Origin of the sequence: Teichococcus oryzae (assembly GCF_008386565.1) — a bacterium.
GTDB classification, from domain to species: Bacteria; Pseudomonadota; Alphaproteobacteria; order Acetobacterales; family Acetobacteraceae; genus Pseudoroseomonas; species Pseudoroseomonas oryzae.
In genome coordinates, this window is record NZ_VUKA01000001.1 from 1,156,782 (window position 1) to 1,182,555 (window position 25,774).

General features: G+C 68.0%; 25 protein-coding genes and 1 tRNA gene. 15 read left to right on the plus strand and 11 right to left on the minus strand.

Annotation, left to right across the window (positions count from 1 at the left end; all coding sequences use genetic code 11):
• Positions 1-187: 187 nt before the first annotated feature.
• Together dksA and fusA are read left to right on the plus strand one after the other, a co-directional pair.
• A complete protein-coding gene (gene dksA / locus F0Q34_RS05350; protein WP_174241997.1) occupies positions 188-601 on the plus strand; it encodes an RNA polymerase-binding protein DksA in 414 nt (137 codons plus the stop codon).
• 360 nt (positions 602-961) lie between these two features.
• The gene (gene fusA / locus F0Q34_RS05355; protein WP_149811044.1) at positions 962-3,043 is read left to right on the plus strand and encodes an elongation factor G; all 2,082 of its coding nucleotides are present in this window, start codon (positions 962-964) and stop codon (positions 3,041-3,043) included.
• A 172-nt stretch (positions 3,044-3,215) separates the two neighbouring features.
• Here the strand turns inward: fusA and F0Q34_RS05360 are convergent, their stop codons facing one another.
• Positions 3,216-3,518: a hypothetical protein gene (locus F0Q34_RS05360; protein ID WP_149811045.1), complete on the minus strand. Its 303-nt coding sequence runs from the start codon at positions 3,516-3,518 to the stop codon at positions 3,216-3,218.
• Positions 3,519-3,603: 85 nt separating this feature from the next.
• Here F0Q34_RS05360 and F0Q34_RS05365 point away from each other — a divergent pair, with 85 nt between their 5' ends.
• A complete protein-coding gene (locus tag F0Q34_RS05365; RefSeq protein ID WP_149811046.1) occupies positions 3,604-3,903 on the plus strand; it encodes a hypothetical protein in 300 nt (99 codons plus the stop codon).
• On the opposite strand, the gene F0Q34_RS05370 is transcribed toward F0Q34_RS05365, so the two are convergent.
• The 5 genes from F0Q34_RS05370 to F0Q34_RS05390 form a co-directional block, all read right to left on the minus strand.
• A complete protein-coding gene (locus F0Q34_RS05370; protein WP_149811047.1) occupies positions 3,900-5,426 on the minus strand; it encodes a YifB family Mg chelatase-like AAA ATPase in 1,527 nt (508 codons plus the stop codon). The two genes, F0Q34_RS05365 and F0Q34_RS05370, sit on opposite strands and share 4 nt — an antisense overlap.
• A 45-nt stretch (positions 5,427-5,471) precedes the next feature.
• A complete protein-coding gene (locus tag F0Q34_RS05375) occupies positions 5,472-6,506 on the minus strand; it encodes a histone deacetylase family protein (RefSeq protein WP_149811048.1) in 1,035 nt (344 codons plus the stop codon).
• A gap of 53 nt (positions 6,507-6,559) precedes the next feature.
• Positions 6,560-8,281, minus strand: coding sequence for an ABC transporter ATP-binding protein (locus tag F0Q34_RS05380; protein WP_149811049.1), 1,722 nt, complete (start codon positions 8,279-8,281; stop codon positions 6,560-6,562).
• A gap of 106 nt (positions 8,282-8,387) precedes the next feature.
• Positions 8,388-9,386 (minus strand): MBL fold metallo-hydrolase, encoded by a 999-nt coding sequence (locus F0Q34_RS05385; RefSeq protein WP_149811050.1) that lies wholly within the window; start codon positions 9,384-9,386, stop codon positions 8,388-8,390.
• A gap of 117 nt (positions 9,387-9,503) precedes the next feature.
• Positions 9,504-10,187: an EI24 domain-containing protein gene (locus F0Q34_RS05390; RefSeq protein WP_149811051.1), complete on the minus strand. Its 684-nt coding sequence runs from the start codon at positions 10,185-10,187 to the stop codon at positions 9,504-9,506.
• Positions 10,188-10,329: 142 nt separating this feature from the next.
• On the opposite strand from F0Q34_RS05390, the gene F0Q34_RS05395 reads away from it, so the two are divergent.
• The 9 genes from F0Q34_RS05395 (at position 10,330) to F0Q34_RS05435 (ending at position 19,235) form a co-directional block, all read left to right on the plus strand.
• Positions 10,330-12,276: a bifunctional 2',3'-cyclic-nucleotide 2'-phosphodiesterase/3'-nucleotidase gene (locus F0Q34_RS05395; RefSeq protein WP_149811052.1), complete on the plus strand. Its 1,947-nt coding sequence runs from the start codon at positions 10,330-10,332 to the stop codon at positions 12,274-12,276.
• Positions 12,277-12,319: 43 nt separating this feature from the next.
• Positions 12,320-13,312 (plus strand): BMP family lipoprotein, encoded by a 993-nt coding sequence (locus F0Q34_RS05400; RefSeq protein WP_149811053.1) that lies wholly within the window; start codon positions 12,320-12,322, stop codon positions 13,310-13,312.
• Complete coding sequence (locus tag F0Q34_RS05405) at positions 13,312-14,859, plus strand: ABC transporter ATP-binding protein (RefSeq protein WP_149811054.1); 1,548 nt, start codon at positions 13,312-13,314, stop codon at positions 14,857-14,859. The genes F0Q34_RS05400 and F0Q34_RS05405 overlap by 1 nt, the downstream gene beginning before the upstream one ends.
• Positions 14,856-15,938 carry an ABC transporter permease gene (locus F0Q34_RS05410; RefSeq protein WP_149811055.1) on the plus strand — a complete coding sequence of 361 codons (1,083 nt, stop codon included), beginning with the start codon at positions 14,856-14,858 and terminating at the stop codon, positions 15,936-15,938. Before F0Q34_RS05405 ends, F0Q34_RS05410 begins: the two co-directional genes overlap by 4 nt.
• Complete coding sequence (locus tag F0Q34_RS05415; RefSeq protein WP_149811056.1) at positions 15,935-16,909, plus strand: ABC transporter permease; 975 nt, start codon at positions 15,935-15,937, stop codon at positions 16,907-16,909. Before F0Q34_RS05410 ends, F0Q34_RS05415 begins: the two co-directional genes overlap by 4 nt.
• A gap of 3 nt (positions 16,910-16,912) precedes the next feature.
• Positions 16,913-17,320, plus strand: coding sequence for a cytidine deaminase (gene cdd, locus F0Q34_RS05420; protein ID WP_149811057.1), 408 nt, complete (start codon positions 16,913-16,915; stop codon positions 17,318-17,320).
• Positions 17,317-17,877 carry a nucleoside 2-deoxyribosyltransferase gene (locus F0Q34_RS05425; RefSeq protein ID WP_149811058.1) on the plus strand — a complete coding sequence of 187 codons (561 nt, stop codon included), beginning with the start codon at positions 17,317-17,319 and terminating at the stop codon, positions 17,875-17,877. The genes cdd and F0Q34_RS05425 overlap by 4 nt, the downstream gene beginning before the upstream one ends.
• Positions 17,870-18,838: a nucleoside hydrolase gene (locus F0Q34_RS05430; RefSeq protein ID WP_306419378.1), complete on the plus strand. Its 969-nt coding sequence runs from the start codon at positions 17,870-17,872 to the stop codon at positions 18,836-18,838. Before F0Q34_RS05425 ends, F0Q34_RS05430 begins: the two co-directional genes overlap by 8 nt.
• Positions 18,839-18,902: 64 nt before the next feature.
• Entirely contained in the window at positions 18,903-19,235 is a 333-nt protein-coding gene (locus F0Q34_RS05435) for a DHCW motif cupin fold protein (protein ID WP_149811059.1), read from the plus strand.
• A gap of 12 nt (positions 19,236-19,247) precedes the next feature.
• Here the strand turns inward: F0Q34_RS05435 and F0Q34_RS05440 are convergent, their stop codons facing one another.
• The 4 genes from F0Q34_RS05440 to F0Q34_RS05455 form a co-directional block, all read right to left on the minus strand.
• Positions 19,248-20,036 (minus strand): DUF3750 domain-containing protein, encoded by a 789-nt coding sequence (locus tag F0Q34_RS05440; RefSeq protein ID WP_174241978.1) that lies wholly within the window; start codon positions 20,034-20,036, stop codon positions 19,248-19,250.
• 25 nt (positions 20,037-20,061) lie between these two features.
• The gene (locus tag F0Q34_RS05445; protein ID WP_161600778.1) at positions 20,062-20,598 is read right to left on the minus strand and encodes a DUF2937 family protein; all 537 of its coding nucleotides are present in this window, start codon (positions 20,596-20,598) and stop codon (positions 20,062-20,064) included.
• Between the two features lie 76 nt (positions 20,599-20,674).
• Entirely contained in the window at positions 20,675-21,694 is a 1,020-nt protein-coding gene (locus tag F0Q34_RS05450) for a serine hydrolase domain-containing protein (RefSeq protein ID WP_149811061.1), read from the minus strand.
• Between the two features lie 85 nt (positions 21,695-21,779).
• Positions 21,780-21,870, minus strand: a tRNA-Ser gene (locus tag F0Q34_RS05455).
• A 309-nt stretch (positions 21,871-22,179) separates the two neighbouring features.
• Between F0Q34_RS05455 and speD the strand changes: the two genes are divergently transcribed.
• Positions 22,180-22,635 (plus strand): adenosylmethionine decarboxylase, encoded by a 456-nt coding sequence (speD, locus tag F0Q34_RS05460; RefSeq protein WP_149811062.1) that lies wholly within the window; start codon positions 22,180-22,182, stop codon positions 22,633-22,635.
• 79 nt (positions 22,636-22,714) lie between these two features.
• On the plus strand, positions 22,715-23,584 hold the full coding sequence (gene speE / locus F0Q34_RS05465; RefSeq protein WP_149811063.1) for a polyamine aminopropyltransferase: 870 nt from the start codon (positions 22,715-22,717) through the stop codon (positions 23,582-23,584).
• 4 nt (positions 23,585-23,588) lie between these two features.
• On the opposite strand, the gene F0Q34_RS05470 is transcribed toward speE, so the two are convergent.
• The gene (locus F0Q34_RS05470; RefSeq protein ID WP_149811064.1) at positions 23,589-23,855 is read right to left on the minus strand and encodes a hypothetical protein; all 267 of its coding nucleotides are present in this window, start codon (positions 23,853-23,855) and stop codon (positions 23,589-23,591) included.
• 348 nt (positions 23,856-24,203) lie between these two features.
• Between F0Q34_RS05470 and F0Q34_RS05480 the strand changes: the two genes are divergently transcribed.
• Complete coding sequence (locus F0Q34_RS05480) at positions 24,204-25,748, plus strand: ATP-binding protein (RefSeq protein WP_149811066.1); 1,545 nt, start codon at positions 24,204-24,206, stop codon at positions 25,746-25,748.
• Positions 25,749-25,774: the final 26 nt, after the last annotated feature.

Sequence of the window (25,774 nt, forward strand, 5' to 3'; positions counted from 1 at the left end):
CATCGGGGGCGGTGCGGAAGCCGAACTGCCGCAGAAACTGGCACCGTTCCGGGCGCGCTCCAAAATTTCATGCCGGAAGCGACATACCTGACCTTGGCGTGGGGGTGGCGCCGCCTGTATGGTCCGCCCGCTTCGTGGGGGGGTCTTCTTGCGGCCCAACTCCGCAGGCTGGGGGATCGAAGAAATGCTGATCACTGTGCCGCCGGACTACCGGCCCTCGGAAACCGAGGAGTTCATGAGCCCCCTGCAGCAGGCCTATTTCCGGCAAAAGCTGCTGCGTTGGCGTCAGGACCTGCTGCGTGAAGCCGGAGACACCCTGGCCAGCTTGAGCGAAGGCGGCATCGCCGAGGCCGATCTGACGGACAGGGCCAGCGTTGAAACCGACCGTGCGCTGGAGCTGCGGACCCGCGACCGCGCCCGCAAGCTGATCGCCAAGATCGACCAGGCGCTGGAGCGCATCGACAACGGCACCTATGGCTATTGCGAGGAAACCGGCGAGCCGATCGGCCTGCGCCGGCTTGAGGCCCGCCCCATCGCGACGCTGTCGATCGAGGCCCAGGAACGTCACGAACGGATGGAGCGTGTCCACCGCGACGACTGAGCCTGGCGCCTGGTGCGCGGGGACCGATTGCCCTTGCAATTCGGTTCGATCCGGTGCATCTGCCGCCGCGATGGATGGCCCTTGAGAATCGCCGCGTGCGAGGCCAGGTTCGTTCGTTCCAGAGGGCCTTGCAGATCGGCTCCATCGGAAAAGGCGATGCGCCTGATCCGGAGGGGTCCTGGTTTCTTGAGGCACCGGCCCGGTTGGTGAAACCGATCAGGCGGGCGCGCGGGGCGGGAAGCCGCGCCAGGGTTGTTTCATTTTCCCGCGCGGCCCTGGCCGCGTTTTTGTTCTTGGCGCGGTTCTTGCCGCGTTTCATTTCCGCGCGGCTGCCGCCGCGATGCGTATTGGAGGCCCCCCGTGGCGCGCACCCCGCTCGAGAAGATCCGCAATATCGGCATTACGGCGCATATCGACGCCGGCAAGACGACGACGACCGAGCGGATCCTGTATTACACCGGTAAGTCCCACAAGATCGGTGAGGTCCACGAGGGCAACACCACCACCGACTACATGGACCAGGAGCGTGAGCGTGGCATCACGATCACCTCCGCTGCCGTGACGGCCGAGTGGAAGGGCCACCGGATCAACGTCATCGACACCCCGGGCCACATCGACTTCAACATCGAGGTGAACCGCTCCCTGCGCGTGCTCGATGGCGCGGTGTTCGTGATCGAGGGCGTGGCCGGCGTGCAGCCGCAGTCCGAAACCAACTGGCGCCTGGCCGACCGCTACCATGTGCCGCGTATCATCTACATCAACAAGCTGGACCGCACGGGCGCCGACTTCTATCGCGCCGCCGCGACCCTGACCGAGAAGCTCGGCATCAACTGGGTCGCGCTGCAGCTGCCGATCGGCATTGAGGACAACCTGAAGGGCATCGTCGACCTGGTCGAGATGAAGGCCCTGATCTGGGAAGGCGACGAGCTCGGCGCCAAGTACCACGAGGCCCCGATCCCCGACGACCTGAAGGACAAGGCCGCCGAGTTCCGCCAGACCCTGCTCGACACCGCCCTGTCGATGGATGACGCGGCGATGGAAGAGTATTTCGACAAGGGCGACGTCTCGGTCGAGACCCTGAAGAAGTGCATCAAGAAGGGCACGATCGCCGGCACCTTCCGCCCGGTGGTCTGCGGCTCCTCCTTCAAGAACAAGGGCGTGCAGCCGCTGCTGGACGCCGTCTGCGACTACCTGCCGAGCCCGGTGGAAGTCGAGGGCATCATGGTCGCCCCCGAGGAAGGCCAGGATGAGACGACCCCGCGCCGCATTATCGAAGTGAGCGAGACCGCGCCCTTCTCCGCGCTTGCCTTCAAGATGATCAACGACAAGTACGGCAACCTGACCTTCATCCGCGTTTATGCCGGCGTCGTGCGCCAGGGCGACACGGTCCTGAACACGGCTAAGGGCAACAAGGAACGCATCGGCCGCATGTTCCAGATGCACGCCGACAAGCGTGAGGAAGTGAAGGAAGTGTTCGCCGGCGACATCGTCGCCATCGTGGGCCTGAAGGACACTCTGACGGGTGACACCCTGGCCGACCCGGCGGACCCCGTCGTGCTCGAGCGCATGGCCTTCCCGATCCCGGTCATCGACATCTCCGTCGAGCCGAAGACCAAGGACGGCGTCGAGAAGATGACGCTCGGCCTGCAGAAGCTGGCCGGCGAGGACCCCTCGCTGCGCCTGAAGACCGACCAGGAAACCGGCCAGACCATTCTGTCCGGCATGGGCGAGCTGCATCTCGAGATCATCATCGACCGCCTGCGCCGCGAGTATGGCGTGGACGCCAATATCGGCGCCCCGCAGGTGGCTTATCGCGAGACGATCACGAAGCCCTACACCCACACCTACACGCACAAGAAGCAGTCGGGTGGTTCCGGTCAGTTCGCTGAGGTGAAGATCACCTTCGAGCCTAAGGAGCGGAACGAGGGCATCGAGTTCGTCAACGCCGTGGTCGGCGGCACGGTGCCGAAGGAATACATCCCGGCGGTTGAGAAGGGCATCAAGGTCCAGGCCGACACCGGCGTGCTGGCCGGCTTCCCGACGGTGGACTTCAAGTACACCCTGACGGACGGCAAGTACCACGACGTCGACTCATCGGCCCTGGCCTTCGAGATCGCCGCCAAGGCCTGCTTCCGTGAGGGCATGAAGCTGGCTGGCCCGGTGATCCTTGAGCCGATCATGGATGTCGAGGTGACCACCCCGCAGGACCATGTCGGTGACGTGGTGGGCGACCTGAACCGCCGCCGTGGCGTGATCCAGTCGCAGGACATGGCCGGCACCTCGGTCATCGTTCGTGCGCATGTCCCGCTGAAGGAGATGTTCGGCTACATCTCCAACCTGCGTGGCATGACCAAGGGCCGTGCGTCCTTCTCGATGCAGTTCCACCACTACGATCCGGTGCCGCGCAACGTGGCCGACGAGATCATGAAGCAGAGCGCCTGAGGCTTTCCGTTCATCCAGGCCGGCGCGGCAATGCCGCACCGGTCGTTGGAACGGCTGGTTTTTGACGACGCGGGCGAGTCCATCGCCTGCGTCGTTTGCGTTCAGGCGCCCCCGTTCCTCCCAGCCTTGCAATGCGCCCCTGCCAAGGTCCGCCCATTTCGAAGCAGGATCGCTAGCTGGGCAGGCAGCGCATGATGTCGCTGTGGCCGCGCGCCAGCACGGGCTTCGTGCCGGTGGGGCAGGCGGCGGGCGCATCGCGCCGCGGTGGCGCCAGCCCCGTGTCCCATGGCTTCTGGCGGGACGATGCGCCATCGCAGCGTCCTGGCTTGCCGCGCACCGGCGTGCCGCCATTCGGGCAAAGCCAGCGGCGGATCGATTCCAGCTCCGCGGCGCTGGGCCTCCGATAGGGCTCGGCCATGGGCGCTCCGGAGGCCAGCAGCAGCGGCAGGATCAGCAGGGGCAGGAGGCGCGGCATCTCACTGTTCTACCATGCATGGCAGCGGCGGGCGCCGCGGTGATTCCCTCTTGAAGTTGACATGGCGTGCGGCGACATACCGTCCATGAACCCGCGATCTGATGACCGCCCCGTTCTCGACATGACCCCGGAGGGCGAGTTCCGAGGGCCAACGCCGCGCCCCACGACCTGGCTGGACCGTTTGCTGGTCCGCCTGGGTGGTGCCGCTGCCCTGGTCACCATCCTGGCCGTGGGTGTAGTGGTGGCTGCCCTGGCCGTTGCCTTCTTCGCCATCGCTGTTCCGGTGGCGCTGCTCGCGGGCTTGATCGCCTTCGGAAGCCTGTGGTGGCGCGCGCGGCGTGCCGGTGCCGGCACGCGGGTTTTCACGATGGGGATGCGCCGCTAGGCGGGAAGGGCGATCGCGGCCTGGGAAAGGCGCTGGCGGTAGCTCAGCGCCTCAGCCATGTGGGGGCGCCGGATGCGCTCGTCACCAGCCAGATCGGCAATGGTTCGTGCCACGCGGAAGCAGCGCGTAAAGCCGCGATTGGTGAGGCCCAGCTGCTGGGCCGCCCGTTCCGCCAGGTTCAGCGCGTCCGCCTCGCAGCCTTGGGTCAGGCCCTCCAGCGGGGCATCCGCATTGCTGACGGCTCCGCCATCCTGTTGGCGGCTTGCCTGCCGCATCCGCGCTCCGGCCACGCGCTCCGCGATGGCCCCGCTGCTTTCGCCGCGCGGCGCCCGTGCCAGTTCCCCAGGTGAAATCGGGGACATGGCAAGAACAAGATCCATCCGATCCAGGAGCGGACCCGAGATCCGTGCCTGATAGGTTTCGCCGCATCGCGGCGCCGAGCCGCATTCCCGCAGCGATTGACCGAGATGCCCGCAGCGGCAGGAATTCATCGCGGCGATCAGCTGGACCCGCGCCGGATAGGTGACATGGGCCGCCGCCCGGCTGATGACGCATTCGCCACTTTCCAGTGGCTGGCGCAAGGCTTCCAGCGCGGGGCGGGGAAATTCCGGCAATTCATCCAGGAACAGGACGCCCTGATGCGCCAGGCTGATCTCGCCTGGCCGGGCCTTCGGCCCTCCGCCCACCAGCGCGGCCTGGCTGGCCGAATGATGCGGGTTGCGGAAAGGCGGCCGCGCGGAGATGCGCCCGCCCTCGATCAGCCCTGCCACGCTGCGCACCAGGCTGACTTCCAGCGCTTCCCTCGGCGTCAGGTCCGGCAAGAGGCCGGGCAGGCGGCTGGCGAGCATCGATTTCCCGGCCCCTGGCGGGCCTATCAGCAGCAGGTTGTGCCGGCCCGCGGCCGCGATCTCCAGGGCGCGTTTGCCGCTTTCCTGGCCACGGACTTCGGACAGGCAGGCGCCGGGCGCCTTCTCCCGGATCAGTCCTGGCGCGGCGGGTGGTGCCAGCAACTGACGCCCGGTCAGATGCGCCATCAATTGCTGCAGATCGGCGGCGGCGAGGATCTCGATCCCGCTGGCCCAAGTAGCCTCGCCGCCCTGCTGAACCGGACAGATGAGGCCGAGGCCGCGAGAAGCCGCGCCAAGGGCCGCCGGCAGGATTCCGGCCACGGGACCGATGGCGCCATCCAGGGCCAGCTCTCCCAACGCCGCGAAGCCGGTCAGCTCATCCGCCGGGATCAGGCCCATCGCCGCCAGCAGGGCCAGGGCGATGGGCAGGTCGAAATGCGATCCTTCCTTCTGGATGTCCGCTGGTGCCAGGTTCACCAAAACCCGCTTCGGCGGCAGGGCGAGGCCCATGCCCGCCAGGGCGGCGCGCACCCGTTCCCGGCTTTCCGCCACGGCCTTGTCGGGCAGGCCCACCACCGTGAAGGCCGGCAGGCCGCTGGCGATCTGCACCTGCACCTCGACGGGCAGCGTATCGATGCCGGAAAAGGCAAAGGTGGTGATGCGGGTGACGGTCATGCCGAATTGGTAATGTTCGGCGGAGTAATTTTCAACTGATAGGTTCTATCGTGGCTTCCAGCTCGTCAGGAAGCGTTGCAGCAGCCCGCCAATGGCCTCGGTGTTGTAGCCGCCTTCCTGAACCAGCACCGTCGGCAGTCCCAGCCCCGACAGGATTTCCGCGGCGCGTGCGAAGCCATCCGCAGTGACGCGCAGGAAGCTGAGCGGCTCCTGGTCGGAAGCATCGAATCCGAGGGGCACCACCAGCGCCTCGGCGCCGAATTGGCGTGCTTCCTTCGCCGCCATGGAGACGGCTTCCAGCCATTCCTCATCCCCGGTGCCGCGCGGCAGGGGCAGGTTCCGGTTGAAGCCTTCACCAGCGCCGCCGCCATGCTCCGAGGCATGGCCGACATACCAGGGGTAATAAGCGGAGGGATCGCCATGCACCGATACCGTCAGCACGTCCGGCCGTTCCCAGAAGATGCCCTGCGTGCCGTTGCCGTGATGCGCGTCGATGTCGATCACCGCGACCCGCGCCGCGCCGGACCCGCGCAGGGCTTCCGCCGCCAGGGCGCTGTTGTTGACGTAGCAATGGCCGCCGGCGCGGGCCGCATAGGCGTGGTGCCCCGGTGGGCGGGCAAGGGCATAGGCGCTGCCCCCCTGGCTCGCCACTTCCGCCGCGGCCAGGGCGCAGCTGGCCGCAGACAGGACCGATTCCCACGTGCCTGGCCCGATCGGGCAGGCCGTGTCGGCGGTGAACCAGCCGGTGCGGCCAATGATCGGGCGGGACAGCGTCGCGCCTTGAGCCAGCATCTCGGGCGAGGGGTGCATGTTGGCCACCACCTCCGGCCCGCTATCCGGCATGGTGGCCCATTCCTCCGCGGCTTCCCGCAGGAACGCGACATAGTCTGGCGCATGGACCGTCAGCAGCGCGTCCGGCGCCACCAGGGCCGGGGTCGTGACCTCGGCCCCCAGCTGCCGCAGGGCGCCGAGCAGGGCCTCGGCGCGTGCCGCGACCTCGAAATGCTGCCGGACCTGGCCGCGCTGGAGGAAGAATTGCGGCTGGTGCCGCGACTGATCGGGATGGGCAAAAGCGCGCATGGCGCCCAGGCTAATCCTGTTTCCGGCGGGTTGTCGATGCGCCGCCGTGCCGATCAGGCCAGCAATTCGGCCTGCGCCCCGCTCAGGCGGCGATACAGCCCGTCCTGACGCAACAGCTCCTCATGCGTGCCCTGCGCCTCGATGCCGTCGCGGTCCACCACGACGATCCGGTCGGCATTGCGCACGGTGCCCAGGCGATGGGCGATCACCAGGGTGGTGCGGCCTTCCGCCAGTTCCGTCAGGGATTGCTGGATGGCGCGCTCCGTTTCCGTGTCGAGGGCGGAGGTGGCTTCGTCCAGGATCAGGATGGGCGGGTTCTTCAGGAAGATGCGGGCAATGGCCAGGCGCTGCTTCTGCCCGCCGGACAGCTTCACGCCCCGTTCGCCGATCAGCGTGTCCAGCCCTTCCGGCAGCTGCGCGATCATGCCGTCCAGCCGGGCACGGCGGGCGGCATCCAGGATGTCCGCCTCTGACGCGCCGAGGCGGCCATAGGCGATGTTTTCCCGCAGCGTTCCGGCGAACAGGAACACGTCCTGCTGCACGATGCCGATCTGCGCGCGCAGCGAGGCCAGCGTCATCTTGCGGATGTCGATGCCGTCGATGGTGATGCGGCCGCCCTGCACCTCGTAGAAGCGCGGCAGCAGGGAGCAGAGGGTGGTCTTGCCGGCGCCCGAGGGACCAACAAAGGCAATGGTCTTGCCGGCCGGGATGGCGAGGTCGATACCGTCCAGGACCGGGCGGTTCTCGCCATAGCCGAAGCGGACCTTCTCGTAGCGGATTTCGCCCCGCAGCTTCGGTGCGGGCGTGGCATCCGGCGCGTCGGCGATATCGGGCCGGGTGTCCAGCAGCTCGGTGTAGCGGCGGAAGCCGGCGATGCCCTTGGGATAGGTCTCGATGACCGCGCTGATCTTCTCGACGGGACGGAAGAACACGCCGACCAGCAGCAGGAAGCCGACGAACTCGCCGTTGGAAAGCTGGCCGTTCAGCACGAACCAGCTTCCGGCCAGCATCACCACCATCTGGGTCAGCCGCATGCCGAGATAGTTCAGCGACATGCTGGCCGCCATGATGCGGTACGCTTCCAGCTTGGTGGAGCGGTAGCGGGCATTGTCGCGCGCGAACAGGGTGCGCTCGTGGTCCTCGTTGCCGAAGGCCTGCACCACGCGGATGCCGCCCACCGCTTCCTCGATGCGGGCGTTGAAGGCGCCGACGCGGCCGAACAGGTTGCGCCAGGTCGCGGTCATGCGGCTGCCGTAATGCGTCGATCCCACGGCGATAATGGGAACGATCACGGCGGTCATCAGCGCCAGCGGCACATTGACCGTGAACATCAGCGCGAAGGCGCCCAGGAAGGTCATCACCGCGATGAACAGATCCTCGGGGCCGTGATGCGCGACCTCGCCCACCTCCTCCAGGTCCTTGGTGACGCGGGCGACGAGATGGCCGGTCTTCTGGTTGTCGTAGAAGCGGAAGGAAAGCTTCTGGAGATGGTCGAACGCCTTGCGGCGCATCTCGGTCTCGATGTTGATGCCCAGGGCGTGGCCCCAATAGGTCACCACCGCCATCAGCCCCGTGTTCATCAGGTAGATGGCGAGCAGCCCGGCGGCCGCCAGCAGGATCAGCATCCAGTCCTGTTGCGGCAGCAACTCGTCCACGAACAGCTTGACGGCGACGGGAAAGCCCAGCTCCAGCAGCCCCGACAGCACGGCGCAGGAGAAATCGAGCATGAACAGCCCGCGATGGGGCCGGTAATAGCTGAAAAAGCGCCGCAGCATCGAAGGGTATCCTGGCCGGGACAAGGTGGGCGGGGCCGCCTGTTGCGGCCGCCCCGCCTCCTATCCGGCGCCAGCGCCGCCCGGTCAACCGCGGCGCGCGGGGGTGTCAGCCCAGCGAGGACAGATTCATCGGCGCCGGCACCCAGTCATAGCCGTCGCCGGCACGGGCGACATGGCCCAGGCCCGGCCAGGGGAAGTGGTAGGACAGCAACGGCAGCCGGTCCGTGGCGAGCCGGTCCAGCATGCGGCTGCGGGACTGCGCGGACAGTTTGGGATCAGTGTCATAGGCGAATTCCCACATCGGCTTGCGGAGCAGCAGGATGTGGTGGTGCGCCAGGTCGCCCGTGTTCACCATCACCTGGTTGCCGGAGGTGATGGCATAGCAATGATGCCCGACCGTGTGGCCCGGCGTCGCCAGCGCCACCACGCCGGGCGCCACCTCCTGCTCGTTGCGGACCATCACCAGGCGATCGCGATAGGCGGACAGGTTCTTCTTGGCCCCTTCGACGAAGACCTTCATGAAGTCCGGGCCGCGCTTGTTGTTGTCGTCGGTCCAGTATTTCAGGTCCGCCTCCGACACCGCCACCTGGGCGTTGGGAAACACGCGCTGCCCCTTGGCATCCGTCAGGCCCCAGCAATGGTCGTTATGGGCGTGGGTCAGCACCACCAAGTCGATCTGCTCGGGCTCGATGCCGGCGGCGCGCATGTTGTTCAGCAACTGCCCGGTGGTGGGGCCGAACATCTTGCTGTCCGCCCCCATGCTTTCTCCCATGCCGGTGTCGAACAGGATCAGCTGGCGCCCCGTGTTCAGGATCAGGGCGTTCTGTTCCAGGGTCGCCGCATCTGGCGGAAGAAAGGCGGCTTCCAGCAGGCTGCGAAGCTCGGCGGGCGGGGAAGCGGGAAAGGCCGGCTCCGGCTGGCCCAGCGGCAGGCGGCCGTCCGACACAATGGTCGCCTCGTACTCGCCCAGGCGGAAGCGGTGCCAAGCTGGCGGCAGGCTGTTGCGGAAGGGCGCCCCGGCCCGGGCAGGCATGCCCCCGAGCGACAAGGCGCCGGCCATGGCAGCAGCGCCTCCGAGCAAGGCGCGGCGGTTCAATGCGGTCATTCTTTCCTCCCCATGCGCTTCTGCGGCGGGTTCGCGCCGGTATTGCAGCGCATCGGAAGCGGAGCACGGAACCCGGGAACAGCGCAACGGCCCAGCCGGCAGGCGGTGCCGCCCGCCTCAGGCCTTCGCGGCGGTGGCCGCGCCGCGACGGTGCAGCAGGTGGGTCATGGCCGCGGTGCCCAGCACCGGCACCAGAAGATTGCCGAACGGCACCACCGCCAGCGCCGCGAGCACGCCACCCACCGCCAGAACCTCCGAACGGCGGTGGCGGCGCAGACGGCGCGACTCGGGCACCGACATGCGGCGCTGCGCCACCCCCTCGAACAGCCCATAGCCCAGCGACACCGTCGCCACCGCCCAGAACAGCAGCACCCCGACCGGCGGCAATGCGATGGCGAGCGGCAGGATCAGCAGGCTGAGCAACAGCAGCCGCACAGACATCGCGAGGTTGGCGCGGATCTGCGCCGCCAGGGGCGCGCCCTGCGCCTCGGGCAGGCCGGGATAGAAGCGCCGCTCCACCGCATCCGCGACATCGTCGAGAAAAAGGCCGGTGATGACCAGCATCACAGGCACGAACAGCCAGATGGCACCGATCAGCACCAGCGCCCCGCCAAGCAGCCCGGCCGCGGTGGCCATCCATCCCTGGCCACCCGCCAGGGCGCCGGCGCCCCAATCGGCCAGCCAGGCCAGGCCCGCGAAGGCCAGCAAGGCGGCGCCGACTCCCTTCAGCAAGGGACGCCGGAAACCCGGATCGCCGATCTGGCGCAAGGGCAGGAGAAGGCTGGCAGGCACGGCGCGCATGATCGGTTCCCGGTGGGCTGGTTGGCGGGCGGATATGGGGAGGGGCGGCCCGCTCTGGAAGGCCGGGCCGTGCCGCGGCGTCAGGGTTGATCGGCGTCGCGCCGCCGCCGAAGATGCAGCCGCATCCTGGCGGAGGCCGCCCATGTCGCGCATCTCCTTCTCCCGCCGTGCCCTGCTGCTGGGTAGCGTCGCCCTGGCGGCGCCCTGGCCCCTGGCCGCGCAGGCATCCCCGGACCGGATGCGGCTGCGACTGCTGGGAACCACCGATCTTCATGTGAACGTGTTTCCCTATGATTATTACCGTGACCGTGCGGATGACACGGTGGGGCTCGCCAGGACCGCCAGCCTGATCGCGGCCGCGCGGGCGGAGGTGCCCAACACGCTGTTGTTCGACAATGGCGACCTGATCCAGGGCAACCCGCTCGGCGACTACATGGCCTATTCACGCGGGCTCGGGCCGGGGCAGGTGCATCCGGTGATCGCGGCGATGAACAGCCTCGGTTATGCTTGTGGCACGCTGGGCAATCACGAGTTCAATTACGGCCTGGACTATCTTGGCCATGCCCTGGCCGGCCAGAACTTCCCGAGCGTCTGCGCCAATGTGCTGAAGGCCGACGGGTCGCCGCTGCTGCCGCCGGCCAATGTCCTCCCGCGGGAACTGGTGGACGAGGCCGGGCGGAGCCACAGGCTGCGCATCGGCGTGATCGGCTTCGTGCCCCCGCAGATCCTGCAATGGGACCGGGCGCATCTTCAGGGGCGGCTCACCGCCACCGACATCGTGGACGCCGCCCGCCAGCACCTGCCGGCGCTGCGGGCACAATCCGACATCGTGGTGGCGCTGTGCCATTCCGGCATTGCGGGCGGCGAAGCCAAGCCCGGCGCGGAGAATGCCGCGCTTCAACTGGCCGAGGTGCCCGGCATCGACGCCATCTTCGCCGGCCATCAGCACCTGGTGTTTCCGGGCAAGGACTTCGCCGGCATCCCTGGGGTGGATGCGCAGCGCGGCACCCTGCATGGCGTGCCGGCGGTGATGGCCGGGTTCTGGGGCAGCCATCTCGGCGTCATCGACCTGGCCCTGGAACGGCGCGGGGGCGGCTGGAAGGTGACGGGCTTCGCCACCGAGGCGCGGCCCATCTATGAGCGCATGGCGGACCGCAGGATCGTGCCCACGGTTCCCGCCAGCGAGCCGGTGCTGGCGGCGGCACGGGCGGAGCACGAGGCGGCGCTGGCCTATGTGCGCCAGCCGGTGGGTAAGACACGCGCGCCGATCACCAGCTACTGGGCCCTGGTGGCGGACGACCCCTCTGTTCAGATCGTTTCCAACGCCCAACTCTGGTATGTGCGGGACCTTGCCAGGAATGCCGGGATGGGCGATCTGCCGCTGCTGTCGGCGGCGGCGCCCTTCAAGGCCGGCGGCCGCGGTGGGCCGGACTACTACACCGATGTCAGGCCTGGGCCGCTCGCCATCAAGGATGTCGCGGATATCTACCTGTATCCGAACACGCTGCGCGTGGTGCGGATCACCGGCCTGCAACTGCGTGAATGGCTGGAACGCTCGGCCGGGCTGTTCAACCGGATTGACCCGGCCTCGGCGGAGGAGCAGCCGCTGATCGACCCGCGCTTCCCGTCCTATAATTTCGATGTCATCGATGGCGTCACCTACCGCATCGATGTCACCCAGCCTTCCCGCTATGATGGCGAAGGCAGGCTGGCGGCACCCGGGGCGCGCCGCATCCTGGACCTGGCCCATCACGGAAAGCCGGTGGAGGCGGAGCAGATCTTTCTGGTCGCCACCAACAATTACCGCGCGGGCGGCGGCGGCAATTTCCCGGGCGCCGATGGCAGCACCATCGTGCTGGAAGCGCCCGACCTGAACCGCGACGTGGTGCTGCGCTATATCGTCGGGCAGAAGACGATCGACCCCGGCGCCGACAACAACTGGTCACTGGCACCCTGGCCGGCGTCGGCGCGGGTGACTCTCGCCACTGGGCCGGGCGCCGCGAGGTTCCACCCGCCCGGCTTCCATGCCGAGCCGCTCGGCAGCACGCCGGATGGCTTCACGCGATACCGCCTCCGCCATGCCGGCTGAGAGGCTCGCCTGCCCTTCAACGCAACACGACGGGGGTTCCACCATGAAGGTCCTGCTTGCCACCGCATTGTCCGTGCTGGTCAGCTTCGGCGCGGCGCGCGCCGCGGAGATCACCCCCGCCATCGTCTATGATATGGGCGGGAAGTTCGACAAATCCTTCAATGAGGGCGTGCACAAAGGCGGGCAGGCCTTTGCCCGGTCCAGCGGCGTCACGGTGCGCGAGTTCGAGCCGCAGAACGATACCCAGCGCGAGCAGGCGCTGCGCAACTTCGCCCGCCGTGGGCAGAATCCGATCATCGCGGTTGGCTTCAACCAGGCCAGCGCGGTGAAAACCGTGGCGGCCGAGTTCCCGCAGGTCCGCTTCATCATCATCGATGCCGTGGTGGAGGCGCCGAATGTCGAATCCGTGCTGTTCCGGGAGGAACAGGGCAGCTACCTCGCAGGCCTGGTCGCGGCGCTCAAGAGCGACACCGGCAAGGTCGGCTTTGTCGGCGGCATGGATGTGCCGCTGATCCGGAAATTCGCCTGCGGCTATGTGCAGGGCGCCAAGGCCGCCAATCCGCGGATCGAGGTGCTGCAGAACATGACAGGCTCGACGCCAACCGCCTGGAACGATCCCGTGCGCGGCGCGGAACTGGCGCGCTCGCAGATCGAACGCGGCGCCGATATCATCTTCCATGCGGCCGGCGCCACCGGCAACGGCGTGCTGCAGGCGGCAGCCGATGCGGGCAAGTTCGGCATCGGCGTCGATTCCAACCAGAACCACCTGCATCCGGGCAGCGTGCTGACCAGCATGGTGAAGCAGCTCGACATCGCCACGCAAACCTCCCTGGAGGAAGCACGCACCGGCCAGTGGAAGCCGGGAACGCAGGTGCTGGGACTGGCCGAGGACGGCGTGGGCCTCGCCTTCGACGAGAACAACGCCGCCATCGTGACGCCCGAGATGCGCCGCCGCGTCGATCAGGCCAAGGCCGACATCATCGCCGGCCGCATCACTGTGCATGACTACATGAGCACCGGCTCCTGCCCGAACTGATGGCGCTCCCGGATCGCGCTCCGGCCGCCATCGAGCTGCGCGGCATCGACAAGCGCTTCGGCGCCGTGCACGCCAATCGCGCCATCGACCTCGTGGTCCGGCGCGGGCACATCCACGGCATCGTCGGCGAGAACGGCGCCGGCAAATCCACCCTGATGGCCATCCTGCACGGCTTCTACCAGGCCGATGCCGGCACCATCCTGGTGAACGGCCAGGAAGCCACCATCCGCGACAGCCGTGACGCAATCCGCCTGGGCATCGAGATGGTGCATCAGCACTTCATGCTGGTTGAGCGCTTCACCGTGCTGGAGAACGTCATGCTCGGCGCTGAGGGAGGGCCGCTGCTGGCGCGAGGCGCGGCCCGGGCGCGGGCGGAACTCAGGCGGCTCGGCGCGGAATACGGCCTCGGCGTCGATCCCGATGCGCGTGTCGCGGATCTCCCGGTCGGCGCGCAGCAGCGGGTCGAGATCCTGAAGGCGCTGTATCGCGGTGCCGGGGTGCTGATCCTGGACGAGCCCACCGGCGTCCTGACGCCGCAGGAAGCGGACGACCTGTTCCGCGTGCTGCGCGCCCTGCGCGACCAGGGCCGAACCGTGCTGCTGATCACCCACAAGCTCCGCGAGATCATGGCCGTCACGGACCGCGTTTCCGTGATGCGCGCCGGGCGGATGGTGGCGCATCGCGACACGGGTGCCACCACTCCTGCGGAACTGGGCGAACTGATGATCGGCCGCCGGCTTGCGGCGCCGACGCCATTGCCGCCCATGCCGGCAGGGCCGCTGTTGCTGGAGGCGCGGGGTCTTTCGGTGCGGGATAAGGCCGGCGTGGAGCGGGTAAGCCGCGTGGATCTCGCGCTGCGCGGCGGCGAGATCCTGGGCATCGCCGGCGTCGCCGGGAACGGGCAGGGGGAACTGCTGGAAGCCCTGGCCGGAATGCGGCGCCCCGCCGCCGGGGAGATCCGGCTGGCCGGCGAAACCGTCTTTCCCGCCGGTCGCTTCGATGCGGCCCTGCTGCGGCGCAAGGGCATTGGCCATGTGCCGGAGGATCGCCTGCGCAGCGGCCTGCTGCGCCAGGACAATGCCGCCGCCACCGCCATCCTTGGCCATCAGGACGATCCGCGCTGGCGGCGTGGCGGATTGTTGTCGCCCCGTGCCATGGCGGCGCATGCGCGGCGCCTGATGCGCGACTACGACGTGCGGCCGCCTGATCCGGCCCTGCGCTCCGCGCTGTTCTCGGGCGGCAACCAGCAGAAGCTGATCCTGGGGCGGGAGATCGAGCGCGACCCCAAAGTCCTGCTGGTGGGGCAGCCGACCAGGGGCGTTGACATCGGCGGCATCGACGCCATCCACCAGCGGCTGCTGGCGCACCGCGCGGCGGGCAGGGCGGTGTTGATGGTGTCGGTGGAGATCGAGGAGATCCTGGCCTTGAGCGACCGGATCCTGGTGATGTGCGGCGGCCGGATCATGGGCGAGCTGGCGGCTGCCGAGGCCGATGAGCGCAAGCTCGGCCTGCTGATGGCTGGCATTGCCCAGGAGGATGCGGCATGAGCGCGCCATCCGCGGCATTGCCACGCTGGGTGGATCTGGCGGTTCTGCCGGCGCTGAACCTGTTTCTGGCCCTGGCGGTGACGGCGCTGCTGGTGCTGCTGACTGGCGGCGATCCGGTGGTGGCGCTGCGGGCGCTGGTGGTGGGCAGCTTCGGCTCGGCCGACGCCATTGGATACACGCTGTACTACGCCACCAACATGGCCTTCACGGGCCTGGCGGTCGCTGTGGCCTTCCAGGCCGGCTTGTTCAACATCGGCGCTGAAGGCCAGGCCTATATCGGCGGGCTGGGGGTGGCATTGGTGGCGTTGAACCTGGAAGGGCTGCCCGCCCCGCTGCTGGTGCCGCTGGCGATCGCGGGCGGCGCGCTGTTCGGCGCGGCCTGGGGAGCCATCCCGGGCTGGCTGCAGGCGCGGCGCGGCAGCCACATCGTCATCACCACCATCATGTTCAACTTCCTCGCGGCCTCATTGATGGTCCATCTGGTCGTCAACGTGCTGATCGCGCCCGGCTCGATGTCGCCCGAATCGCGCAGCTTCGCCGATGCGGCGTCGCTGCCTTCCCTGTCGTTCCTCGGCTTCGCCGCCTCCACGCCGCTGAACCTGGCGCTGGTGCTGGCGCTGCTGGCGGCGCTGGGCGTCTGGCTGCTGATCTGGCGGACGCCCTGGGGCTATGGGCTGCGCGTGGCGGGACAGAGCCCGGATGTCGCGCGCTATGCCGGCATCGATGAAGGGCGGGTGATCATTGCCGCCATGGCCCTGTCGGGCGCGCTGGCCGCCGGCGTCGCGGTGAATGAGCTGCTGGGAGCGCAGCACAAGCTGCTGCTGAGCTTCACGGGGGGATATGGCTTCACCGGCATCGCCGTGGCGCTCATGGGGCGCAACCACCCGCTCGGCGTGCTGCTGGCGGCGCTGCTGTTCGGGGCCCTGACGCAGGGCGGCGCCGAAATGGCGTTCGAGGTGCCGGACGTGCCTTCGGAAATCGTCGTGCTGATCCAGGGACTGGTGATCCTGTTCACCGGGGCGCTGGGACTGATGCTGCGCCCGGCACTGATGCGCCTGCTGGTTCCGGCGCGTGCATGACGGAGGCGCTGGACATCCTGTTGCCGATCCTGGCGGCGACGCTGCGGCTGGCCACGCCCCTGCTGCTGGCCGCGCTGGCCGGGTTGTTTTCCGAGCGCGCCGGCATTGTCGATGTCGGGCTGGAAGGAAAGATGCTGGTGGGCGCCTTCGCCGCCGCCGCCGCCGCCGCGGTGACGGGGGAGGTGATGCTGGGCCTGCTGGCGGCCGTGGCCGCTTCCTGCGGCCTCGGGCTGGTGCATGCCTTTGGCTGCATAACCCTGCGTGGCAGCCAGGTGGTGTCCGGCATGGCGATCAACATCATCGCCTCGGGCCTGACGGCGACGCTGGCCCTGGCCTGGTTCGGCCTGGGCGGGCAAACGCCGCCATTATCCGCCGCCGCGCGCTTCCTGCCGCTTTCCATGCCTGGGGCGGAAATCCTGGCCGGGATACCGGTTCTGGGCCGGCTTTATGCGTCCTTGGTCGGCGGGCAGACGGCGCTGGTTTATCTGGCGCTGCTGCTGGTGCCGGTGAGTGCATTCGTGCTGGCGCGGACGCGCTTCGGGCTTCGCCTGCGCGCGGCGGGGGAGCATCCCGCCGCGGTGGACACAGCGGGCGTTTCCGTCACGCGGCTGCGTTACGCGGGGGTGCTGATCGCCTCGGTGCTGTGCGGCGTGGCGGGCGCCTATGTCGCCACGGCTCAGGGGGCGGGATTCCAGCGGGACATGATCGCCGGGCGGGGCTATATCGCGCTGGCCGCGATGATCCTGGGGGGATGGCAGCCGGGGCGCATCCTGCTCACCTGCCTGCTGTTCGGTGCCCTGGATGCCGCCGCCATCCGCCTGCAGGGCGTGGTTCTGCCGGGCATCGGCGCCTTTCCGGTGCAGGCGATCCAGGCCTTGCCCTATCTGCTGACGGTGGTGCTGCTGGCGGGCTTCATGGGGCGCGCCCTGCCGCCCAAGGCCAGCGGCCAGCCCTATGTGAAGGAGCGCTGAGCCATGTCCGATCCCTTGATCGCAGCCGCGCTGGCCGCCCGGGCCAATGCCTACGCGCCTTATTCACGCTTCACCGTCGGGGCCGCGCTGCGCACGGAGGAAGGCGCGATCTTCTCCGGCTGCAATGTCGAGAACGCCGCTTTCCCGGAAGGCAGCTGCGCCGAGGCTGGGGCGATCGCGGCCATGGCGCTGGCCGGGGGGCGCCGCATCGCCGAAGTTGTGGTGGCCGGCGATGGCGACAGGCCCTGCAGCCCTTGCGGCGGCTGCCGCCAGAAGATCCGCGAATTTGCCGCCCCGGCGACTCCCCTGCGCATGGTCAACGCGGAAGGACGCATGCTGCTGGCCACCACCCTGGCGGAGTTGCTGCCGCACTTCTTCGGTCCCGGCCATCTGGGCGGAAGCCCGTCATGAAGCCACGCGCCTATCTCGCCGGCCCGGACGTGTTCCTGCCCGACGCGCCGTCCCATGCCGCCCGCAAGGTGGCAATCTGCGCCCGGCATGGCATCGACGGGCGCCCACCATTGAACGAGGACCTGGCGAGTCTTGGCACCCTGCCGGCGGAGGAGGCGTGGGCCACCCTTTACCGCAAGGACATCGGCATGATGGACGGGTGCGACCTTGTCATCGCCAATCTGACGCCCTTTCGCGGCGTTTCCGCCGATAGCGGCACGCTGGTGGAGATCGGCTGGTTCCTTGGCCGAGGACGGCCGGTTTTCGGCTATTCCAACAGCGCGGCGCCGTTCTCGGAACGCTGCCGCCAGCACGGTTCCGTCCTGCCTGACCCGATCCCGGGTGTGACGGTGGAAGGTTTCGGCCTGCCCGACAACCTGATGATCGAGGGCGCGTTGGTGCAGGCCGGCGGCCACCCCATGCTGATCCCTCCCGATGGGCGCGACCGGCCTTTCGACTCCCTGGACATGTTCGAGGCCTGCGTTGCCCTGGCGGCACGCCGTCTCGGCCTTGCCTGAACCCATCGACGAGGCACCCGCCATGGCCCGCAAGATCATTATCGATACCGATCCTGGCAAGGACGATGCCGTTGCCATCCTGCTGGCCCTGGCTTCCCCGGAGCTTGAGGTGCTGGCGCTCACGGCGGTGGCGGGCAACGTGCCCCTGGCGCGCACCGAGGGGAACGCGCGCCGGCTGCTGGAACTGGCCGGACGGCCTGACATCCCTGTTTATGGCGGCTGCGCGCGCCCGCTGGTGCGGCCGCCAGTCACGGCGGAGCATGTGCATGGCGACACTGGCCTCCAGGGTCTGATCCTTCCAGAACCCTCGGTCCCGGCACGACCCGAACACGCGGTGGACATGCTGGTTGGCATTCTGCGCGGCGCGGCAGCGGGGGAGATCACGCTGTGCCTGCTCGGCCCCGCGACTAACCTTGCCCTGGCTCTGGTGAAGGCGCCCGATATCGCCTCGCGCATCGCCGAGGTGATCTGGATGGCGGGCGCGCGCAGCGAAGGCGGCAATGTGACGCCAGCCGCCGAATACAACGTCCATGCCGATCCCGATGCGGCGGAAGTGCTGCTGAACAGCGGCATCGCGCTGACCTTGCTGCCGCTGGACCTGACGCATCAGGTGCGGCTGACACGGGAACGCCTGACGCGGCTGCGTTCGATCGATGCCGCCGCGGCGCGGGCGGTGGCGAGGATGTTCTCGGATGCGGATGGTAGCCCGCAGCGGGAGCGGGAACAGGAGGGCATACCCCTGCACGATCCCTGCGTGATCGCGCATCTGCTGCGGCCCGGATTGTTCGTCGGCCGCCGCATCAATGTTGCGGTGGAAATCGTCAGCCCGCTGTCGCTGGGCATGACGGTAGCCGATTGGTTCGGCGTGACCGGGCGCGAGCCGAACGCCACCTGGCTGAACCAGGCGGATGCCGAGGGCTTCTTCGACCTGTTGCTGGAACGGCTCGCGCGCCTGCCCTGATGCCTGCCGGGTTGCGCCGGCTTGTTGCATTCTGCATGGTGCTGCCACCATTGGAGGGACCGCCTTGAAGCTGCCGCCACTGCCTTTCACCAGCGTCCACTGGGATGCCCTGCCGGCCACCGAGCATGCGGGGGAGCAGGGCAGCGCATTGTGGCGCACCCTGATGAACGGCGATGTGCGCATGCGCGTGGTCGAGTATTCGCCTGGCTATCTCGCCGATCACTGGTGCGACCGGGGCCATGTGCTCTACGTGCTGGATGGCGAGTTGAAGACCGAGCTGAAGGATGGCCGCTGCTTCACCTTCAGTGCCGGCCAGGGCTACACCGTGTCCGATTTCGGGGATGCGGCCCACCGGTCCTCAAGCGAGAACGGGGCCCGGCTGTTCATCGTAGACTGAGGGAACGGCGCCTCAGCCAGAGGCCAGCGCGCCGGGCAGGGGTGTTGCCGGCCCATCATGGCCACGCATGCCGATGCGTCCCAGACCCGGCAACTTGATGGCCGGCCGGCGGACATCCAGCCCCGCCACCGCGCCCAGGATGTTGACCTCGATCCCTTCGACCCAGCCCAGCGTCAGCCCCGCATAGCCGCCAAGGCTGAGCCGAAATCCCGTGCCGGACTGGGTGAAGCGCAGCCAGCGCCCATCATAAGGGAAATCCTTGCCAATGGCGGTCGGGGGCAGCGCCGCCGCCAGTCCTGGCAAGGTGTCCAGCACGGCGGCGACAAAGGTGTTCGAGTTGGGCCCCGGCCAGGCACGGTAATCGCCCCGGTTGCGCCAAGCATAGGTCTCGATCGCCTGCTGCATGGCCGGGATCAGCGCCGCCGCGGCCGCGCCATCCGCGGCATACACCGTTTCGGGGCGGGCACCGAACCAGCGGCCATCCGGCTCGAAGCCGTTCAGCCGGATCGGCTCGCCCCAGGCCGTGTAGTCGTAGCGGCTGTAGGACGCCGCGCCTTCCGGCTTGAACACGATCCAGCAATGGGTCGCGAAGATCCCGCGCCAGCGCACGGTTTGCGCGGCGAAGACGCGGACCACGGCGGGATGGTGGCTCGCCGCCGGGGGCAGCAATCCGGCGCTTGAGCGATCCGCAGTGCGCCAGCCGGTCCCGGTGCCGCTGGCGTAGTAGAGCGCGGCGGAAACGGACAAGGGCAGCACGAAGAAGATCAGGAACAGAATCAATCCAGGCTTCAGCAACGACATCCGGCGGCGATCCGATGGCAAGGGTTCAGGCGTGGCGATAATGGCGGGCGATGAACGGCGCGAGCAGCAGGCGGGCCAGCAGCAGGCCCAGGATCAGCCCGCCCAGGCCATAGCTGGCAGGCGCCGCGCTGAGCAGCACGCTCGGCACATGATCTTCCCAGGCGCGGTGCAGGATGGCCTGCTTGCCGGCGCGCTCATCCACCATGCCATCCCAGAGCGCCAGGAGCGGGCGGGTGAGGGGGGAGGCACTGTCCAGCCGTTCCGCCGTGTTGCGCAGCAGCGCCGCCTGCTCGGCCGATGCGACAAGGCCGGCGGCATTGGCCGGTTCGGAACGCCGCAGGGATTCCAGGATTTCCGAAGGGGGAGCTTCCTGCGGCAGGCGGTAGTAATCGCGGGCGATGCGGTGCCGCTCGGCGATGTCCCGCTCGGTGGCCGCCACCACCTGTGACAGCGCCGCGCGGTAGGATTGCGCCACCGCCGGGATCTGCATGGCGAGCAGGGCCAGGGCCAGAGCCAGGCCGAGGCGGATCGAATCGGCCATCCATTCGCCCAGGAAACGCATCGGCTTTTCTCCTTCTCCAGCCGGGGAAGTACCCCGGGGAAGTACCAAGGTCGTCCCGCGGTTTCGGCGGTCCGCCTCAGCCGGCGAGGGCGGGGATGATATCGTGCTCCACCAGTCGGTGCAGGGCAGCGGCATGCCCGCCCGCGCCACCGGAGCGCTGCGTCGGGTCGGAGGTCACGACGATGCTCAGGCCCAGCGTTGGCACCACATGCACCATCTGCCCGCCAAATCCCCAGGCATAGAAGCGTGGATGCGCCTGGTCGCGGCGCAGGAACCAGCCATAGCCATAGAAGTCGCCGGTGAAGAAGGAAGGTGCCTGCGGCTCCCAGCTTGCCCTGATCCAGGCTTCGGGAACGACCTGCCGGCCGCCGGAGCGGCCGCCCTGCCGGATCATCTCGGCAAAGCGCAGCAAGGCATGGGGTGACAACAGCATGTCGTTGCCGCCGAAATAGATCCCCTGCGGATCACGCGGCCAGGGCGGAATGCGGATGCCCAGCGGGTTGCCCAGCCAGTCGCGCGCCAGATCCAGCGTCGTGCGGCCGGTGCGGCGCGTCAGGATCGCCGACAGCAGATGCGTGTTCCCGGTGGAATACAGCATCGGGCCGCCCGGATCGGCGACAAAGGGCCGGCCAAGCGCGGCGCGAACCCAATCCGAACTTGAAACCCAGCTTCCGTAGAAGCTGCCCGAGGTGCGTTCCAGCCCCGCCCGCATGGCCAGAAGGTGGCCAATGGTGACCTGCGCCAAACGGGGGTCCGGATCGGATGGCAGCTTGTCACGCAGAAGCGGCGCGATGCGCTGCCCTGTGCCTTCCAGATGGCCACGCTCGATGGCAATGCCGACCAGGGCCGCGATGATCGACTTGGAAACGGATTTGACGTTCGCGGGCCGGTCGGTGGCCGGACCCCGGAAGCGTCGCTCCGCCAGAACTTCGCCATGCTGCGCGACAATCACCGCATGCAGCGGCTCCAGTGCTTCCGCCGCCGCCAGCGCGGGATCCAGCCGCCCATCGTTCCGCGGCGCCGCTGCCAGGACGAGCGGCGATGCCGCGGCAAGGCCCAGCAGGCTGCGGCGACGTGACGGATCGGCGATGGGCATGGACCATATATGGCCCGCCATCGGAAACGCGCCATGCGGCGTTACGCTTGGCTACGAAAAATGCGAAGGCAACCGGAGAGGTTGATGGCGGATGGGGTGGGATTCGAACCCACGATACCCTTTTGAGGTATACACACTTTCCAGGCGTGCGCCTTCGACCACTCGGCCACCCATCCAGCGCAGGCGGCGGGGTATAGCAGGCTTGAGCAGGCCGGCAAGGGGTTTTGCGTGCCTTGGGCCTTGAATAAAAGCGGACCGTAGGTTTTCCGAGGAAGAAGCGGCGATACGGGGGGCATTTGCGGGCAGTTTCGCCATCCACACGACGAGATCCGCGCTCCACGCGGGGAGGACCCGCGATTTTTTCGGCCTTCAAGTCCCGATTTTCCTTGCGGCCCGGCCCCCCTATGGCCCATAAGCCGCTCCCGTTGACCTGATCGATCCACGATCACCCTGGTCATCTTCTGGTGGGAAGGAGCCCCCGAGCCATGGACGCTCTCGTTTCTCCGCTGGGGATGGTTTCGGATTGCAGCCCGAGCGAAGCCCAGTCTGTTGATACTCACGGCGAGGCGAAGGATTACTTCGTCGAACGTGACGGTGTGCGCTTTGCGGGCACGCATCTGATCGTCGATCTGTGGGGTGCCACGAATCTCGACGACCCTGCGCATATCGATTCCGTGCTGCGTGAGGCCGCCATCGAGACCGGCGCGACCATCCTGCACGGCCACTTCCACCACTTCTCCCCGAATGGTGGCGTGAGCGGTGTGCTGGTGCTGGCCGAGAGCCACGTCTCGATCCACACCTGGCCGGAGCGGGCCTATGCCGCGCTCGACATCTTCGTTTGTGGCATCTGCAACCCGTACAAGGCGGTGCCGATCCTGAAGAAGGGCTTCGAGCCCGAGCGCGTGCAGCTCGCCGAGCACAAGCGCGGCCTGATCGGCTGACCGCAGCCCTTCATGTGACGCGACCGGGGGCGGGATCCTAGGATCCCGCCTTCTTGTTATGGATTGAGGATAAACGCCGATGCCGACCGACTCCTGGGTCAACGAAACCCTTTATCCCGAGTGGGGGCAGCGCTTCCTGGTGAAGCGCGAGCTGGCCCGCGTGCAGAGTGCCTTTCAGGACATCATGCTGTTCGAAAGCTACAGCCATGGTCGCGTGATGCTGCTCGATGGCGTGGTGCAGATCACGGAGAAGGACGAGTTCGTTTACCAGGAGATGCTGACCCATGTGCCGCTGCTGGCGCATGGGGACGCGAAGCGCGTGCTGATCATCGGCGCCGGCGACGGTGGCGTGCTGCGGCGCGTGCTCCAGCACCGCAATGTCGAGAAGGCCGTCATGGTCGAGATCGACGGCGAGGTGATCCGTCTGTGCAAGGAGCACATGCCCGACATTGCCGCTGGTGCCTGGAACGACCCGCGTGCCGAGGTGATCGTCGGTGACGGAATCGAATATGTCCGCAAGGCGGAAGCCGGCAGCTTCGACGTGGTGATCGTTGATTCGACCGACCCGATCGGCGTCGGCGAGGTGCTGTTCACCGACGAGTTCTACAGCAATGCCGCTCGCCTGCTGTCTGGCCGCGGGCTGATCGTCAACCAATGTGGCGTTCCCATCATGCAGGCCGAGGAACTGGCCGAAACCAGCCTGCGCCGCGGCAAGTCCTTTCCGGACATCTGGGCCTATGTGGCGGCGGTTCCGACCTATGTCGGCGGCTTCATGACGCTGGGCTGGGCGGCCAAGGATGCCGACCTTCGGAAGGTGGATGTTGAAACCATCCGCAGCCGCGCCAAGGCGGCCGGCATCCTGGGCAGCACCGAATACTGGACGCCGGAGATCCATGCCGGCGCCTTCAACCTGCCGCCCTACATCAGCCGGCACCTGCCGCAGGGCTGAAGCCTCAGCCGCCGCGCTTCCTGCGCGCGGCGTCCTGGGGCGCCAGGGCCTGCAACACTTCCACGCGCCGTTGCAGGGACAGCAGGGGGAGGCGGCATTGGCGCCGTTCCGCCCCCCGCAGGCCAAGCGCCGCGAGGCACAGGGCGGCGATTTCCCGATCCAGGCCACTGAGGTCGATGCGCCGCCCGCCTTCCGCCAGCCCGAGGGCGACAGTCAGCAGGCCCTCAAGGTGCTGCGCGGTGGCAAGGACAGCCTGGGCATCGTGTCTCATCCCGCCAGCTTAGAAGGATGGGGTTGAGCAAAGGTGAACCGCGCCGGTTAATGGTTCCTTCATGTCCCCGCGGCATCCTGGCGCCTCGCGAAAGGGACCGGCCGCGTGGAGATGCATGAAGCACTTGAGGAAAGCCTGCGGCAGGTCGAGGCTCATGCCGCCACGCAGCGTGCGGCTCTCGCCCGCGAAATCCGGCATGCCTCGCAAGACCTGCCGGCTCCGCGCCGAAGGGGAGGGGTGATGACCCCGGCGAGCGTCGTGGCCCTGGCGGCAGGCCACGCCCTGCTGTCCGATGCCCTTGCCTGTCTTTCCCGGGATCATGACCCAGGCCATGCGCCCTGAAACGGCATGCGCTTGATCAATGGCCTGCTGCGCCGCCGCGGAAAGGTGCCCGACACGAATGAGCGCCAGGGCGAGCTTTTCAATCAGCTGCCGGATGCGGCCCTGCTGCTGGATGGGACGGGTTGCGCCGTTGCCGCCAACCTCGCGCTGAAGCGCGCCCTGGGGCCCACCATGCCGGTCCGGCGTGGCATGGCAGCCGATCGCATCTTCGCTGCCGCCAGCCGGCCGGCCTTTCAGGCCTGGTGGGCGGATCGCGTGCCGGAGGTGGAGCTTTCCCTAGCCGCGCCGGACGGCCATCAGGCGCCTTTGATGACACCGGTCCGGATCGTCCTGGAAGATGGTGCATGCGTCCTGCTGCTGCGGGATGTGACGCAAAGGCAGGCCATGGCGGCGCAGCTGGCGGAAGCCGACCGGCTTCAGGCCCTCGGCACGCTTGCCGGCGGGATCGCGCATGACTTCAACAACCTCCTGGCTGTTATCGTGAGTGCCGCGGATCAGGCCCTGCAGCAGAATGGGCCAATGGCTGAGGAAGCGATCCGGGCCGATCTCCGGCAGGTCAGCCAGGCGGCGGAACGGGGCGCGGCCCTGGTTCGGCAGTTGCTGGCCTATGCTCGGCAGCAGGTGTTGACCCCACGCCTCGTGCCCCTCAATCAGGCCGTTCGGGGCATCGCCGGACTGTTGCAGCCCTTGCTGGGGCAGCGGATCGATCTGGAACTGAAGCTTGATGAACCGGAACGGCAGGTGCGGATCGATCCGTCACAGCTCGACCGCGTTCTGATGAACCTGGCCATGAATGCCCGGCAGGCCATGCCCGATGGAGGAACCCTGACCCTGATGACGGGCCGCGCCCTCCTTCTGGAGCCGCTGCGGGCCGAGCCTGAGGACGTGCCGCCGGGACGCTGGACCATGTTGGAGGTGGCCGACACAGGCCATGGCATTCCGGCCGGGTTGCTGCCCCGCATCTTCCAGCCTTTCTTCACCAGCCGGGCGCAGCAGGGCGGCACGGGCATGGGGCTGGCGACGGTGCATGGCATCGTGCGCCAGTCGGGCGGGTATCTTCTGGTGGAAAGCGAGGTAGGGCGGGGAACCCGCATCCGCATCCTGCTTCCCCGGATCGAGGACGCTCCACCCGCCTGGGTACCCATGCCGGCTCCGGAGGCGGAGGCGGCTTCCAGAAACGCCGACCCGGCTGGCCAGCCGATCCTGCTGGTGGAAGACGAGGCGCCGCTGCGGCAGCTTGCCGAGCGGGCGCTGAAGCGGGCCGGCTGGGAGGTGGTGGCGGCAGAGGACGCGGAAGACGCCCTGGCGCTGCTGGATCAGGGTCTCAAGCCCGCCATCCTGGTTTCCGACGTGGTCATGCCAGGAATGGCTGGAACCGAACTCGCGGCGGAACTCCATCGGCGGCTGCCCCGGACGCCGGTGCTCTTGGTGAGCGGTTACGCCCCTGCCATGGTGCGAGAGGGAAACGTGAAAAGCAGCACCGACTATCTTTCAAAACCCTATCGTCCTGCCGAACTGGTGGAGGCCGTAGGGCGGTGCGTAAAGGGGTGACAGAGTTCTTGCATGCGGAGCCTTAA